Source organism: Mesorhizobium sp. PAMC28654, assembly GCF_020616515.1.
In the GTDB taxonomy this organism is placed as follows: Bacteria; Pseudomonadota; Alphaproteobacteria; order Rhizobiales; family Rhizobiaceae; genus Mesorhizobium.
In genome coordinates this window covers 3,007,759-3,021,813 of sequence record NZ_CP085135.1, presented here as the reverse complement: position 1 = coordinate 3,021,813, position 14,055 = coordinate 3,007,759, and the positions used below count along the sequence as shown (strand labels likewise).

The following is a 14,055-nucleotide window of genomic DNA, read 5'->3' as shown; positions in this document are numbered from 1 at the left end:
TCGCGAATGCCATGCCGTCCCTCCGATCCGTCATATGCCTCAGAACGGATAATGCTGGCCGGGATCCTCGATCGTCACCCAGCGCAAATCGGTGAACTCGGCGATCGCCGCCTTGCCACCGAAGCGGCCGAAACCGGAACCCTTGACGCCGCCGAACGGCATCTGCGCCTCGTCACCGACAGTCGGACCGTTGATGTGGCAGATACCGGATTCGATTCGCGCCGCCACCGCCAGCGCCCGTCTGATATCCCTGCTGAACACGGCGGAGGACAGGCCGTATTCGGTATCGTTGGCGACACGAACGGCCTCGTCCTCACCTTTCACCCGGACCACCGGCTTGACCGGCCCGAAGGATTCTTCAGCGTAGACCCGCATTGCCGGCGTGACGTGGTCGAGCAGCGTCGCTTCCACAACCGTGCCGCTGCGCTTGCCGCCTGCGACCAGCTTGGCACCCTTGGCGACGGCATCGGCAACCAGTTCCTCCATCTTGTCGGCGGCCTGGCTGCTGATCAGCGATCCCAGCACGACATGGCCGCGTGGGTCGCCGGCCGGCAGTTTGGAGGCGCGGGCCGCGAGCTTGGCCACGAACTCGTCAGCGATCTTTTCGTCGACGATCAACCGCTCGGTCGACATGCAGATCTGCCCCTGATGCATGTAGGCGCCGAAGGTCGCGGCGTTCACCGCGGCATCGATGTCGGCATCGTCCAGCACCAGAAGCGGCGCCTTGCCGCCGAGTTCGAGCAGCGCCGGCTTCAGGTGCCGCCCGGCCAGTTCGGCGATGATCCTGCCGACCTTGGTCGAGCCGGTGAAGTTGATGCGCCGTACCGCCGGATGCGCCACCAGCGCCTCGACGATGCTCGCAGCGTCCTTGGGATCATTGGTAACGACATTGATGACGCCCTTGGGCAGGCCAGCTTCGACCAGCACCTGGCCGATCAGCCGATGCGTTCCCGGACACATTTCGGAGGCCTTCAGCACCACCGTATTGCCGCAGGCGATTGCCATCGCCACGGCGCGGGTACCGAGGATGACAGGTGCGTTCCATGGCGCGATGCCAACGCACACGCCAGCCGGCTGGCGGATGCCCATGGCGAGCGTGCCCGGCTTGTCGGAGGGGATGATCTCTCCGGATATCTGCGTCGTCATCGCCGCCGCCTCGCGCAGCATGTTGGCCGCGAGCATGACGTTGAAACCGGCCCAAGGCCCGGTGGCGCCCGTCTCCTCCATCATCAGCCGGGTGAATTCGCCGACCTTCGAGGCCATGATGTCAGCAGCCTTTGACAGCAAGGCGCGGCGTTCGCCCGGTCCGGTCTTGGACCATGCGGGGAAGGCGGCTGCGGCGGCTTCCACGGCGGCATTGGCATCGGCGACACTGGCCGCAGCGGCACGCGTTGCAAGTTTGCCTGTGAATGGGTCCATACGCTCGTAGGAGGCCGAACCGGACGCCTCCCTTTTGTCGCCGTCGATCAGAAGTCCGATATCCATTGTTGTCTCCGTTGCTCCAGCGGGGAGCCATTCTCATTGATTAGAAGCCGAGTACCTCGGCATTGATCGAAGCTTCGAGGCCTCCGTCAACCGGCACATTGGCGCCGTTGACCCAGCGTGCGCCGTCCGAGCACAGGAACAGCACCACCGGTGCTATGTCGCCCGATGTGCCGGCGCGTCCGACGCGGGCGATGTCGCTGTCGACACGGGCGTCGCCGAGCACGGTGCGGAATTGTTTCAGGATCGGCGTTTCGACCGGCCCGGGGCTGACCGCATTGACGCGGATGCCACGGTTCTTGAACAGGTCCTGATGCGCGGCACGAAAGGTCCACAGCAGAAGAAGCTCCTTGGAAACGGGATAGCCTTCCTCGTTCTTGACGGTATGGTCTTCGACCACCTTGGCGACATCCGGAAAACCTTCGATGCCGACCATGGAAGCGGCGCGGTTGAGGTTGGCGCGCCAGCCATAGCCGGCGATTGAAGCGACGTTGACGATTGCGCCACCTTCGCGGAGTTTTGGCGCGAGACCTTCCGAGAGCGCCCGCGGGCCGAAGAAGTTGACGGCGAGCGTCGATACCACGCCGGTGTTGCCGGAAAGACCGGCGACATTGCAGAGCGCATCAATGCGTTGGGGCAGGCGGGCAACGAGATCGTCGACGCCGGCCTTCGACGAGATGTCGGCCTTGACGAAGCTGCCAACCACTGCTGCCGGCTCACGCACATCGACGCCGATCACGTCGGCACCGAGCTGACCGGCGAGTTCCGCCGTGCGCGCACCGATGCCGGAGGCGACGCCGGTGATGAGTATCGTCTTGCCGAAAAGCATGGTCATGCTTTCTCCTGATGCCTTGTGGTTTGCCGCGAGGGCGCTGGGCCGTCATCGCCGGGGCTTGCTGGGTTCGCCGGAAACCGTACACGGTAGCCGACCGGCAGCAGGCGCAGGCCAAAGCGCTCTTCGATCGTCCCCACAGGCCGCGCGGCAGGAAGAGCGAGAACAGCACGGCCGTGGCGCCAAGGCCGACCAGGTACCAGACGCCGGTGCCGCCGAACCATGTTTCGATGAGGAAGAACACCAGCGCACCGAGAATGGCGCCCTCGAACGTGCCGATGCCGCCGACCAGCACCATGAAGATCATGTAGGCGGTCCACTGCACGTTGAAGTAGGTTTTTGGCTGGAAGGTGATGGACGTCGCCAGCCACAGCGCGCCGGCAATGCCGATGCCGAAGGCCGCAAGCACGAACAGCAGCCGCTTGGTGCCGGTGACGCGCACGCCGACCGAGGCGGCGGCATCCTCATTGTCGCGGATCGCGCGGATCGCGGCACCCGTGCTGCCGCGCAGCAGGCCAAACAGGATAGCGAGCAGTGCCGTCATCGACGCCAGCGCCAGCCAATAGATCGTCGCCCGTCTTGTGCCGGCGTCGTAGACGTTGAGCGAAATCAGCGAGGTGCCGGTTTCGCCTTGCACCAGGCGGTCGAGATTGACCAGCAGATGGGTAAGCGCTGCGATCACCCACATGCCGATGGCGAATTCGCCGTTCTTCAGCCGCAGCATGAACAGCGAGAGGGGAATGGACACCACGCCGACGACAATCCCGGACACGAACAGCGAGAGGAAGGGGTTGAGGCCGGCATCGGCCAGCCGGATGGCGAAATAGGCGCCGAGCCCGAAGAACACCTGCTGGCCGACCGAGACCAGTCCGCCGAAGCCAGCCAGCGCGTTCCACATCGCCGCCAGGATCACATAGATGAACAGCGCGGTCATCCGGTCGACCGCGCCGGCCGACAGGAATTGCGGCGCGATCGCCAGCAGCACGATGATCACGGCGACGACAATCGCCGCGACGCGCGAGGTCGCCGTGCCGCGCTCGATGACAGGCATGGTGGCTGGCGCGCTCATGACGCCTTCCCGGATGGCAGGCGCAACAGGCCGCGCAGGCCAAGGCCGGACGCGGAAAGCCGCACGAACAGCACGATGAGGAAAACGGCGTGGCCGCCGATCAGAAAACCTTGCGGATGCACCTGCGCGCCAAGCGTCTGGGCGAGGGCCAGCACGACGCCGCCGATCAGCGTTCCCCACAGCGAGCCGGCGCCGCCGATGACCGCCGCCTCGAATGCAAACAGCAATTGCGGCGCTCCGGCATAGGGATCGAAGGTGGCGCGCATGCCGAGGAACGCCCCGGCAATGCCGACCGTGACCATGGCGATGGATGCGGCGATGGCATTGGCGCGGCGCGCGTCGACGCCGACCAGGCCGGCGGTATCGGGGTCTTCCGATGTCGCGCGGATCGAGCGACCCAGCCGGGTTCGGGTCAGGAACAGCTGCAGCCCGCCAAGCAGGATGACAGAGGTGACAAACATCATCACGGCGAGCTTGCCGACATAGATGCTGCCTGGCCATTCCCAGGAATCATAGGACAGGCTGCCGATATAGGGTGCCAGCGAGCGGGTGTCGGCGCCGAACTGCTCGAACAACAGATTGTCGATGACGATAGCCAGGCCGAAAGTGGTGAGGATCGGCAACAGCGCCCCGCCGCGCGCGCTGCGTTCCAGCAGGAAGCGTTGCAGCGCCCAGCCGATCGCCGCCATCAGGGGCAGCACGATGAGCAGGCCGAGGAATGGCGAGACATGGAAGTGCGAGGCCAGCAGCCACAGCATATAGGCGGAGAACACGGCAAGACTGCCATGGGCGAGATTGATGATGCGCATCACCGAAAACATGAAGGACAGGCCGCAGGCGATGATTGCGTAGTAGCCGCCGAGAAGGATGCCCTGGACGATCTGGTTGCTCACGCCGAGACGCTCCCGGCGCTCGTCTTGTGAAGGCCGAAATAGGCCTCCGTCACATCATCTCGCGACATGCCTTTGCTTGGCCCTTCGAGCGAGACGCGTCCTTCCAGCATGCATATGACCCTGTCCGACACCGACAGTGCGCGATTGAGATCCTGTTCGACGAGGATGATCGTGGTACCCGAGGAGATCAGCGCCTGCAGCGAGGCATAGACGCGGTCGACGATCAAAGGCGACAAACCGAGCGAAACCTCGTCGAGCAGCAGCAGGTCGGGATTGCTCATCAGCGCACGGCCGATCGCCGTCGCCTGCTGCTCGCCGCCCGACAGATGGCCTGTCTTGGCACGACGGCGTGGCTTCAGATTGGGGAACATCTCCAGCACCTTTTCGACGCTCCAGTCGCCCGCCCGGCCGGCTGTCTTGCCGAGCAGAAGGTTCTCCTCGACCGTCATCTGCACGAACAGCTTTCGCCCCTCGGGCACCAGCGCGATGCCCATGCCAACCCGCTTGTGAGATGGCACACCGGAGAGATCCGCGCCGTCGAACAGCACCTGGCCCGCGGCCGGCTGATGGGCACCGGCGATCGCGCGCAGCAGCGTCGTCTTGCCGGCGCCGTTGGCGCCGACCAGCGCCAGCGTCTCGCCGCGTTCGACCTTGAAGCTCACGCCGCGCACTGCTTGCAGAAGGCCGTGCCGGACAACCAGGATCTCGACCGAAAGCAGGCTCATTTCGGGCCTCCGCCGAGATAGGCGCGGATCACCTGAGGATCGGCCATCACAGCTTGCGGCTCGCCGTCGGCGATGATCTTGCCGGCATCCATGCAGATGAGCCGCTCAGCGACCTGCAGCAGGATGTGGACGATATGCTCGATCCAGACGATGCCGATCTTGCGCCGGCGCAATTCCTTGATCGTGTCGACAAGTTCGCCGGCCTCGCCATCGGTCAGCCCGCCGCCAATCTCGTCCAGCAACAGCAGGGTGGGCCGCGCCGCCAGCGACCGCGCCAACTCCAGCCGCTTGCGGTCGAGCAGCCCAAGCGTCTCGGCGCGCCTGTTGGCAACGCCCAGCATGCCGCACAGCTTCAGCGATCCAAGCGCTTCCTCATAGGCTTCGTCGCGGCCGAGGCCGGCGCCATGCGATGCGGCGACGAAGACATTCTCGAAAGTGGTCATGCCGCCGAACGGTTTCGGCACCTGGTGCGTGCGCACCAGCCCGAGGCGGCAGCGCCGTGTTGCCGGAAGCGACGTCACGTCGCCGCCCTTGAAGCTGACCTTGCCCGCGCTTGGCGGAAAGGCGCCGGCGAGCACGCTGAGCCGCGTGGTCTTGCCGGCGCCGTTCGGGCCGACAATGCCGACCGCTTCGTCGGCGGCCATGGCGAAGTCGATGTCATCCAGCACCACCAGCGCGCCGAAGCGCTTGTGAACGCCGGCTGCGGTGAGGATCGCCTGTTGTTGCGGATGGGTCACGAAGCGATCCTCGTCAGCGGTCCATCAGCCGTTGTAAGGCAGGAGCTTGGCCTCGACGGGCACTTTCGGGTCGGTGGCGTTCTCGGTCACCACATAGTCGAGCGGGAACTTGGCTCCTTCCTTCGCCGCCACCCACTGCGTGCCGATGATCGGGCCGGGCGACACGTTGGCCACCGGCCCGCTGGTGAAATCGACCTTGCCGATCATGGTCTCGGTCTTCAGCGTGCTCAGTGCCTTGGCGACGGCCGCCTTGTCCTTGGCGTTGGTGCTGACCTTCAGCGCTTCGAAGCCGGCGTCGAGCAGCGACATCGAGGCGCCAAGCTGCTGCGTCCACTGCTTGCCGCTCGCAGCCTCGTAGCCGTCAGCCAGTTCCGTGCCCGAGACGCCGGTCAGCGGCGATTTGTAGGGGAAGGCCTTGTGCCAATAGGCGGCGCTCGAAATCTTCATGCCGAGATCGCCGAGCGCCTCGATGTCCGACGGGAACAGCCCGGTCTTGGCGACCTGGCAGATCTTGATCTGTCGCGTCAGGCCCTGCTGCGCCGCCTGTCGCCAGAAGGCCGCGAAATCCGGCGGGATCGGGAAGGAGTTGAAGATCTCGACCCCCTCCTGCTTGAACAGCGCGATCTGAGAGGAATAGTCGGTGGTGCCGGTCTCATAGGCGCCGGGATCGATGATGGTGAAACCTTGCTTGGCCAGCAGCGGCGCCAGATTGGCGCGGATGGCGTTGCCGTCGGCATCGTTGGGATACATGACGCCGACCTTCTTGTTGGTCTCGATCAGGTTCCATTGAGAGATGTAGGCCTTGAAGAACTCCCCGACACCAAAGCCGAAATGATAGGTCCACTTGAAAGGCGAGGGCGCGCCGGGCTTGGCGCCGCGGCCGAAATACCACGCTTCCCATGGCATGACCGTCGAGAGGCACGGCACGCCGGCCGCCTCGCAGGCGTCGGCCACGGGATTGATGACCTCGGGCGTGGAGACGGCCAGCATCAGGTCGATGGCCTGGTTGTTGATCAGGTCCTTGGCGAGTTGGCCAGCGCGTGACGGGTCGGACTGCGTGTCCCGGTCGACGATTTCGACGCTGTATTTCTTGCCGCCGATTTCGAGGCCGCCGGCCAGCGCCTTGCGGGCGAGGTCGAGCACATAACCGTCGGTCTGGCCGAAGCCGGCGAGCGGTCCGGTGCGCGGACTGACGAAGCCAACCTTGAGCGTGTCGCCTGCCTGCGCGAAGGCTTTGCGACCACCGAGCACGAGTGCCGCGCCGCCAGCCGCGGACGTCGCGATGAACTGGCGCCGCGAGACGCCGCGAATGATGGATTTGCTCTCGATACCGTCGGTCATGTGAGTCCTCCCTTGTTGGCGACGCCCAAGGCGAACGCCGGTTTGTTCAACGCCTATGCCACCCGGTCGTCGCTGTTGCCGGTCCATGACGACGGCGCAACGCTACGCGGCCGATGCTGGCGAATGGCATGGTTTTGATCCTCCATCGCCACATTGCACCACGGTTTTGGTTCGGTAAAATGATATTTTACGGCGTTTCATTAACCTGAGGGTTATGGAAACGAGTCGTGGCAAGACGCCGCCTTCCATCGCTTCGAGACTGTCGCCGTCGAACCAGGCCGGCCGCGCTCACTTGCCCTGGCTTGCGGCCTCGCGAATGGTCTGGAGAAGGATGGAGAAGGCCGGCGAGGGGGCAATGTCCGTTCGCATCGTCAGGCCGACCGGTCCTTTGGTTTCGTCCGTGTTGACGTTGAGGGCGACGAAGGCGCCGCTGCTGATCTCATTGGCGACGACGCCAGCGGAAATGATCCAGACAGCATTGCTTTGCCGCAGGAAGGCGCGGCCGAAGGAGTCCGAGACGGTTTCGATCTCCGTTGCCGGCGCCGTCATGCCGTTGGTGATGAACAGGCGGTCGACGAAGGGACGGATCACTGATTCCCGCGTTGGCATGAGCACGGGAAATTCATCGAGCCGGGCGAACACGTCCTGGTCCGGCTGCAGCAGCGGGTGTCCAGACCGCACCACGAACAGCACCTGTTCGGAATAGAGATGCTCGAAGAAGAACCCGGTCATGTTTTCTGGCGCCGCAAGCCGCCCGACGACAAGGTCCAGTGCACCCACCCGCAACTGTTCGAGCAGCACCGCGTTCTCGCCGGTGACGATCTTGATCGCGGCCCCCGTGTTCTCCTTGAGGAACAGGCTCATCGCCAGCGGCATCACCCGAGCCGACACCGTCGGCAGCGCGCCGATGCGAATAGGGTGGCGGTTGATGGCCCCGTCCTGCCGGACAGAATCGACCCCGCGCTTCAGCGCGGTGATCGCCGTGCCGGCATGGCCAAGGAAGATCTCGCCCATGCGTGTCACCCGGATGCCGCGCCCATCGCGCTCGACGACGGCGACGCCCAGCGCCTCTTCCAGTTCACGCAAGGTCTTGGTCACCGCCGGTGGGCTGACATGCAGGAAATCGGCCGCCCTGGCCACGCTTCCCTGGCGCGCGACCTCCAGGAATGCCTGGAGGTGCCGGAAGCGGATGCGGCTTTCAGACATGAATTACATAACCCCTGAGTTAACGAAAAGCCGCAAAATATCATTTTACCGAACCAAACGCCTAGTGCAATGTGGCGTTGGAGGATCGAAATCGTGCCATTTCTCAACATTGGCGGCGTCGCGCTGCACCACCGCCATATCAAGGCGAACGGCTATGCGCGCCCGATCGTGTTCATCAATTCGCTCGGCACCGACTTCCGGATCTGGGATGAGGTAGCCTCCGCCCTGAGCGGTGAAATGCCCTTGCTCGTCTACGACAAGCGTGGCCATGGGCTCTCCGACATCGGCGCCGGCATCCGCTCCATCGACGACCATGTCGACGATCTCTCCGGCCTCATCGATCATTTCGGTTTCAGGAATATCGTACTTTGCGGCCTGTCGGTCGGCGGCCTGATCGCGCAAGGCCTGTGTGCCCGGCGCCCTGACATCATCGACGCTCTCATATTGTGCGACACCGCTCACAAGATCGGAACAGCCGACAGCTGGAACACACGCATCGCAACGGTCGAGCGCGACGGCATCCAGGCCGTAGCCGAAGGCGTGCTCAAGGTGTGGTTCACGCCAGCCTTCCATTCCGAGCGTTCAGCCGAGCTTGCCGGCTGCCGCAACATGCTGACCCGGCAAGCGCTCGCCGGTTACATCGGAACTTGCGCCGCGGTTCGCGACGCCGATTTCACCGACGCAGCCAGACGTATCGCGATCCCCACGTTGTGCATCGTCGGCGACCAGGACGGCTCAACGCCGCCCGAGTTGGTCCGCTCGCTGGCCGGCCTCATTCCCGGTGCGCGCTTCGAGATCATTCGCAACGCCGGCCATATTCCCTGCGTCGAGCAACCGGGCGCAATGGTTGCCCTGATCCGCGATTTCCTCGCCTCGCTTCCCTCTGGAACAAAAACTCATGGATGAAGCTCCCCAAAACGCAAACCGATACCAGGCCGGGCTGGCGGTCCGGCGCTCTGTGCTCGGCGATCCGCATGTCGACCGCGCCGAAGCGGTCGCCACGGATTTCGACCAGCCGTTCCAGCAATTGATCACCGAGGCCGCATGGGGCACGGTGTGGGCGCGGCCGGGCTTTACGAAACGCGAACGCTCGATCGTGACCCTGGCGCTGCTGGCGGCACTTGGCCATGACGATGAGGTCGCCATGCATGTGCGCGCCACAGTCAACACCGGCGCGTCGCGCGACGATATCTGCGAGGCGTTCCTGCATGTCGCTATCTATGCCGGCGTGCCGGCCGCCAACCGCGCCTTCAAGATCGCCAAGGAGGTGTTTTCGGACATGGATGGGGGCAAGGCCGGCCATGTCCGCTGACTCCGGTTCGAACCAGAGGCCGGAAACCGGCGCCTTCTTCCAGCGCGACCGGACCTGGCATCCGCCGGCGCTGACGCCTGGCTACAAGAGTTCCGTGCTGCGCTCGCCGCACAAGGCGCTGCTGTCGTTCGACAACACCTTGTCGGAGATCTCCGGTCCGGTTTTCGGTCATGCCATGCTCGGCGAACTGGACGACGACCTGATCCACAATTTCGCCAGGCCGGGCGAGAGCGCCATCGGCGAGCGCATCATCGTATACGGCCGGGTGCTCGATGAACGTGGCATGGGCGTTCCCGGCGTGCTGCTCGAATTCTGGCAGGCCAACGCCGGTGGCCGCTACCGTCACAAGAGGGACGGCTATCTGGCGGCGCTCGACCCGAATTTCGGCGGCTGCGGCCGCGCCATCACCGGCGAGGACGGCGGCTATGCCTTTCGCACGGTCAAGCCTGGTCCCTATCCCTGGCCGAACGGCCCCAATGACTGGCGCCCCGCGCATATCCACTTCTCGGTGTTCGGCCATGGCTTCGCCCAGCGGCTGATCACGCAGATGTATTTCGAGGGCGATCCGCTGATCTGGAAATGCCCTATCGTGCGCGGCATCGCCGACAAGGCGGCCATCGAAGCGCTGACCGCCATCCTCGATACGCAGGCGACGATCCCGATGGATGCGCTCGCCTACAAGTTCGACATCGTGCTGCGCGGGCGACGCTCGTCGCTGTTCGAAAATCGGCCGGAGGGCAATTGATGGCGCAATCCATTAGTCGGCTCAAGGAAAGCCCCTCGCAGACAGCGGGCCCTTACGTCCATATCGGACTGACGCCCAATTTCTGCGGCATAGGTGGCGTCTATGCGAGCGACCTTGGCGCGACCATGGTCAACGACAAGACCAGGGGCGAGCGCATCGGCCTGCGCATCCGTGTGCTTGACGGCACCGGCACGCCGCTCAAGGACGCGCTGATCGAGATCTGGCAGGCGGACAGCGAGGGCCTCTACAATTCGCCGGCCGAATTGCGCGGCACGGCCGATCCGAACTTCTTCGGCTGGGGCCGCTGCCCGACCGACATGGACACCGGCCTTTGCGTGTTCGAGACGATCAAGCCCGGCCGCGTGCCTTTTCGCGATGGGCGCCTGATGGCGCCGCATATCAGTCTCTGGATCGTCGCGCGCGGCATCAATGTCGGCCTGCAGACACGGCTGTATTTCTCCGACGAGGAAAAGGCCAATGCCGAGGATCCGATCCTGGCGCGCATCGAGCATCGCATTCGCGTGCCGACGCTGATCGCCGAGCGCAATGGCGACATCTATGTCTTCGACGTCCATCTCCAGGGGGAGAAGGAAACCGTCTTCTTCGACAGTTAGGAGACCCGGGACATGACCGTATCGCCCTTCGACCATCCGCTGCTTTCCGGCCTTTTCGGCGACGAGGAGACGGCACGGCATTTCTCCGTCGAGGCCGAGATTGCAGCGATGCTGGCCTTCGAGCTGGCGCTGGCTGAGGCAGAGGCCGAAAATGGTATCATCGCCAGCGATGCGGCGGACGCGATCGTGTCAACGCTATCCTCGTTCCGGCCTGATACGGCATTGCTCCGGGCCGGTGTCGCCAAGGACGGTGTGATGGTTCCGGAACTGGTGCGCCAGATCCGCGCGGCGATCGGTGAACGGCATGGCGCTTCCGCTCATTTCGGGGCGACCAGCCAGGATGTCATCGATACGGCCCTGATGCTTCGGTTGAAATCCGTGGTCGAGCACCTCGGCCTGCTTCTGACCGAAAACATCGTGCGGCTTACGGCGCTTGAGGATCGCTTCGGGAGCAGGGGGCTGACCGGCATGACCCGGATGCAGCCGGCGATCCCCATTCGGGTGTCGGACCGCGTCAATGCGTGGCGAGCACCGTTGCAACGGCATCGGGAAAGATTGGTCGAACAGTCCGCACGCTTGCTGGTGGTGCAGTTCGGCGGTGCCGCCGGCACACTGGAAAAGTTGGGCGACAAGGGGCCGTTGGTACGCGCCGCGCTTGCCGTCAGGCTCGGCCTTGGCGATGCGCCGCAATGGCAAAGCCAGCGCGACGCGCTCGCCGATTTCGCCGGCTGGCTGTCGCTGGTAACCGGCAGTCTCGGCAAGTTCGGCCAGGACATCGCGCTGATGGCGCTGAGTGTCATCGATATCAAACTTTCGGGCGGTGGCGGCTCGTCAGCCATGCCGCACAAGCAGAATCCGGTGAAGGCCGAGGCCCTGGTGGCGCTTGCCCGTTTCAACGCCACGCAAGTGTCCGGCATGCACCAGGCGCTGGTCCACGAGCAGGAGCGGTCGGGCGTGGCGTGGACGCTCGAATGGCTTCTGCTGCCGCAAATGGTCGTCGCGACCGCAGCCTCGTTGCGGCTCGCCGCCGAACTGGCCGGGCAGATCGAAAGCCTGGGACGCTGATGCGCACACACGTCGTCATTGTCGGATCGGGACCATCCGGCTTGCTGCTCGGGCAACTCCTGGCCGGCATTGACGTCGAAACCGTCATTCTCGAACGTTCGAGCCGCGAGCACGTGCTTGGCCGCGTGCGTGCCGGCGTGCTCGAACAGGGCACCGTCGAATTACTTGAAGACGCGGGCGCAGCCACGCGGTTACATGCCGAGGGCCTGCCGCATGGCGGCATTTCGCTCGCCTTTGATGGTCACCTGCACCGTATCGATCTGGCGGCGCTGACCGGTGGCAAGCACGTCACCGTCTATGGCCAGACCGAGGTGACCCATGACCTGATGGACCAGCGCCATGCGGCGGGACTGATTACGATCTACGAGGCGGCGAATGTCGCGCTCCACGATTTCGACGGCGAGGCTCCTTTCGTCACCTACGAAAAGGACGGAGTCTCCCATCGCATCGATTGCGACTTCATCGCCGGCTGCGACGGCTATCATGGCGTCAGCCGAAAATCCGTGCCGCAGCGTGCGCTAAAGACCTTCGAGCGGCAGTACCCGTTCGGTTGGCTGGGTATGCTGGCCGAAGTGCCGCCAGCTGATCACGAATTGGTCTACGCCAACCACAGCAGGGGCTTTGCGCTGTGCTCGATGCGGTCAACGCACCGCAGCCGCTACTATGTGCAATGCTCGCTGGATGACCGTGTCGAGGCGTGGTCCGACGACCGCTTCTGGGATGAACTGCGCAGCCGCCTGCCGGAGCAGACGGCGGCAAGCGTCGTCACCGGACCGTCCTTCGAGAAATCGATCGCGCCGCTGCGCTCCTTCGTTGCCGAGCCGTTGCGCTTCGGCCGGCTTTTCCTGGTTGGCGACGCTGCCCACATCGTGCCGCCGACAGGGGCCAAGGGTCTCAATCTCGCCGCCAGCGATGTGCGCTATCTGTTTGCCGGCTTGCGCGACTTCTACGCCGACAAGTCGGTGGCCGGTATCGAAGCCTATTCCGGCAAGGCGCTGGCGCGGGTCTGGAAGGCCGTGCGTTTTTCCTGGTGGATGACGACGATGCTGCACCGCTTTCCCGACACCGGCGAATTCGGCCAGCGTATCCAGGAAGCCGAACTCGACTACCTCGTGCATTCGCAGGCAGCGTCGACCGCTCTCGCCGAGAACTATGTCGGCCTGCCCTACTGACACTCAGACAGCGCCGCGTCGGTCGTGTTCTACCGGCCCAGAAGGTTGTGTTCGACTGTCCGCAGGTGGGTGAGCATCGCCTTCTTCGCGCCCTCGGGGTCGCGGTGAAACAGGCAATCCAGGATTGCCTGATGCTCGTTGCAATAGACCAAGCGGCGCTCCTCCGAGAATGAGCGCTTCTTCATTTCGAACCAGGGCGACTGGTTGCGGATGGCGCGCATGAGATTGTGGATCTCTTTCAGGAAGTCATTGCGACAACAGGCGAACACCCGGTGATGGAATTCGGCGTCCCAATGCTCGAACTCCGGCATGTCCGTGGCATCGGATGCGGTCTGGTGGGCCTCGCGAACCGCGTTCAATTCCCCCGCGCTGGCGTTTGTCGCGGCAAAGGCAGCGGCTGCCGGTTCGAGCAACTGCCTGATCTCCATCATGTCGGCGGGGCTGGTGCCTTCCATCCGCGTGACCATCGAGGTGATCGACGTCGGATTGGGCGCGGTCAGAAAAGTGCCGCGCCCGACATGCCGGACAACGGTCCCATCATCCTCGAGGAAGCCGACGGCACGGCGCACGGTATTGCGCGCGACGCCGAATTCGACCGCAAGGTCACGCTCCGGCGGCATGCGTCCCAGTTCAAGCCATTCGCCGGATGAGATGCGCTTCCTGAGCACTGTGGCAATGTCGTTGGCGACGATTTTCGGCATTCGGGGCTAGCTTAATCTGATCCAATGTTGAACCAAAAATAGCAAATGATTACGGTTTGGTCCAGCGTTCAGATCGGCTGCATTCATAAATATGTTGGTTTTGTAGAGCTGGGAAACGAAAAATCCCCTTGAAGTATGAACCAATGGGCTATAGCGTGTAG

The 14,055-nt window shown here is 64.1% G+C and carries 14 protein-coding genes and 1 pseudogene; 6 read left to right on the top strand and 9 right to left on the bottom strand.

From position 1 onward, the window contains the following. Window positions 1-39 precede the first annotated feature (39 nt). The 8 genes and pseudogenes from LGH82_RS14880 to pcaQ all read right to left on the bottom strand — a co-directional run bounded on the left by LGH82_RS14880 (window position 40) and on the right by pcaQ (window position 8,285). Window positions 40-1,485, bottom strand: coding sequence for an aldehyde dehydrogenase (locus LGH82_RS14880; RefSeq protein WP_227349178.1), 1,446 nt, complete (start codon window positions 1,483-1,485; stop codon window positions 40-42). Between the two features lie 40 nt (window positions 1,486-1,525). Then, window positions 1,526-2,311, bottom strand: a complete 786-nt coding sequence (locus tag LGH82_RS14875) for a coniferyl-alcohol dehydrogenase (RefSeq protein ID WP_227349590.1) — start codon at window positions 2,309-2,311, stop codon at window positions 1,526-1,528. Window positions 2,312-2,313: 2 nt separating this feature from the next. Then, window positions 2,314-3,383 (bottom strand): annotated as a pseudogene (locus LGH82_RS14870) (branched-chain amino acid ABC transporter permease). Beyond that, complete coding sequence (locus LGH82_RS14865; RefSeq protein WP_227349177.1) at window positions 3,380-4,276, bottom strand: branched-chain amino acid ABC transporter permease; 897 nt, start codon at window positions 4,274-4,276, stop codon at window positions 3,380-3,382. Before LGH82_RS14865 ends, LGH82_RS14870 begins: the two are co-directional and overlap by 4 nt. Further along, window positions 4,273-5,001 (bottom strand): ABC transporter ATP-binding protein, encoded by a 729-nt coding sequence (locus LGH82_RS14860; RefSeq protein WP_227349176.1) that lies wholly within the window; start codon window positions 4,999-5,001, stop codon window positions 4,273-4,275. Before LGH82_RS14860 ends, LGH82_RS14865 begins: the two co-directional genes overlap by 4 nt. Continuing rightward, on the bottom strand, window positions 4,998-5,738 hold the full coding sequence (locus LGH82_RS14855) for an ABC transporter ATP-binding protein (protein ID WP_264484386.1): 741 nt from the start codon (window positions 5,736-5,738) through the stop codon (window positions 4,998-5,000). The genes LGH82_RS14860 and LGH82_RS14855 overlap by 4 nt, the downstream gene beginning before the upstream one ends. Window positions 5,739-5,762: 24 nt before the next feature. Beyond that, the gene (locus LGH82_RS14850; protein WP_227349175.1) at window positions 5,763-7,079 is read right to left on the bottom strand and encodes an ABC transporter substrate-binding protein; all 1,317 of its coding nucleotides are present in this window, start codon (window positions 7,077-7,079) and stop codon (window positions 5,763-5,765) included. A gap of 288 nt (window positions 7,080-7,367) precedes the next feature. Further along, window positions 7,368-8,285, bottom strand: coding sequence for a pca operon transcription factor PcaQ (gene pcaQ / locus LGH82_RS14845; protein WP_227349174.1), 918 nt, complete (start codon window positions 8,283-8,285; stop codon window positions 7,368-7,370). A gap of 93 nt (window positions 8,286-8,378) precedes the next feature. Between pcaQ and pcaD the strand changes: the two genes are divergently transcribed. Genes pcaD through pobA form a run of 6 tightly spaced genes read left to right on the top strand, consistent with a single transcriptional unit; the run spans window position 8,379 to window position 13,193 of the window. Then, window positions 8,379-9,191: a 3-oxoadipate enol-lactonase gene (pcaD, locus tag LGH82_RS14840; RefSeq protein ID WP_227349173.1), complete on the top strand. Its 813-nt coding sequence runs from the start codon at window positions 8,379-8,381 to the stop codon at window positions 9,189-9,191. Next, on the top strand, window positions 9,184-9,597 hold the full coding sequence (gene pcaC / locus LGH82_RS14835) for a 4-carboxymuconolactone decarboxylase (RefSeq protein WP_227349172.1): 414 nt from the start codon (window positions 9,184-9,186) through the stop codon (window positions 9,595-9,597). The genes pcaD and pcaC overlap by 8 nt, the downstream gene beginning before the upstream one ends. After that, the gene (pcaH, locus tag LGH82_RS14830) at window positions 9,587-10,342 is read left to right on the top strand and encodes a protocatechuate 3,4-dioxygenase subunit beta (RefSeq protein WP_227349171.1); all 756 of its coding nucleotides are present in this window, start codon (window positions 9,587-9,589) and stop codon (window positions 10,340-10,342) included. Before pcaC ends, pcaH begins: the two co-directional genes overlap by 11 nt. Then, window positions 10,342-10,956, top strand: coding sequence for a protocatechuate 3,4-dioxygenase subunit alpha (gene pcaG, locus LGH82_RS14825; protein ID WP_227349170.1), 615 nt, complete (start codon window positions 10,342-10,344; stop codon window positions 10,954-10,956). Before pcaH ends, pcaG begins: the two co-directional genes overlap by 1 nt. Before the next feature lie 12 nt (window positions 10,957-10,968). Then, window positions 10,969-12,021, top strand: coding sequence for a 3-carboxy-cis,cis-muconate cycloisomerase (locus LGH82_RS14820; RefSeq protein WP_227349169.1), 1,053 nt, complete (start codon window positions 10,969-10,971; stop codon window positions 12,019-12,021). Then, on the top strand, window positions 12,021-13,193 hold the full coding sequence (gene pobA / locus LGH82_RS14815; RefSeq protein WP_227349168.1) for a 4-hydroxybenzoate 3-monooxygenase: 1,173 nt from the start codon (window positions 12,021-12,023) through the stop codon (window positions 13,191-13,193). Before LGH82_RS14820 ends, pobA begins: the two co-directional genes overlap by 1 nt. Window positions 13,194-13,222: 29 nt before the next feature. Here pobA and LGH82_RS14810 read toward each other — a convergent pair whose 3' ends face one another. Continuing rightward, a complete protein-coding gene (locus LGH82_RS14810) occupies window positions 13,223-13,894 on the bottom strand; it encodes a FadR/GntR family transcriptional regulator (RefSeq protein WP_227349167.1) in 672 nt (223 codons plus the stop codon). Window positions 13,895-14,055 lie beyond the last annotated feature (161 nt).

Coding starts and splice junctions, on each gene's coding strand:
- LGH82_RS14880 (WP_227349178.1), bottom strand. CDS start 1,485: ATGGATATCGGACTTCTGATCGACGGCGACAAAAGGGAGGCGTCCGGT.
- LGH82_RS14875 (WP_227349590.1), bottom strand. CDS start 2,311: ATGCTTTTCGGCAAGACGATACTCATCACCGGCGTCGCCTCCGGCATC.
- LGH82_RS14860 (WP_227349176.1), bottom strand. CDS start 5,001: ATGAGCCTGCTTTCGGTCGAGATCCTGGTTGTCCGGCACGGCCTTCTG.
- LGH82_RS14850 (WP_227349175.1), bottom strand. CDS start 7,079: ATGACCGACGGTATCGAGAGCAAATCCATCATTCGCGGCGTCTCGCGG.
- pcaQ (WP_227349174.1), bottom strand. CDS start 8,285: ATGTCTGAAAGCCGCATCCGCTTCCGGCACCTCCAGGCATTCCTGGAG.
- pcaC (WP_227349172.1), top strand. CDS start 9,184: ATGGATGAAGCTCCCCAAAACGCAAACCGATACCAGGCCGGGCTGGCG.
- pcaH (WP_227349171.1), top strand. CDS start 9,587: ATGTCCGCTGACTCCGGTTCGAACCAGAGGCCGGAAACCGGCGCCTTC.
- pcaG (WP_227349170.1), top strand. CDS start 10,342: ATGGCGCAATCCATTAGTCGGCTCAAGGAAAGCCCCTCGCAGACAGCG.
- LGH82_RS14820 (WP_227349169.1), top strand. CDS start 10,969: ATGACCGTATCGCCCTTCGACCATCCGCTGCTTTCCGGCCTTTTCGGC.
- pobA (WP_227349168.1), top strand. CDS start 12,021: ATGCGCACACACGTCGTCATTGTCGGATCGGGACCATCCGGCTTGCTG.
- LGH82_RS14810 (WP_227349167.1), bottom strand. CDS start 13,894: ATGCCGAAAATCGTCGCCAACGACATTGCCACAGTGCTCAGGAAGCGC.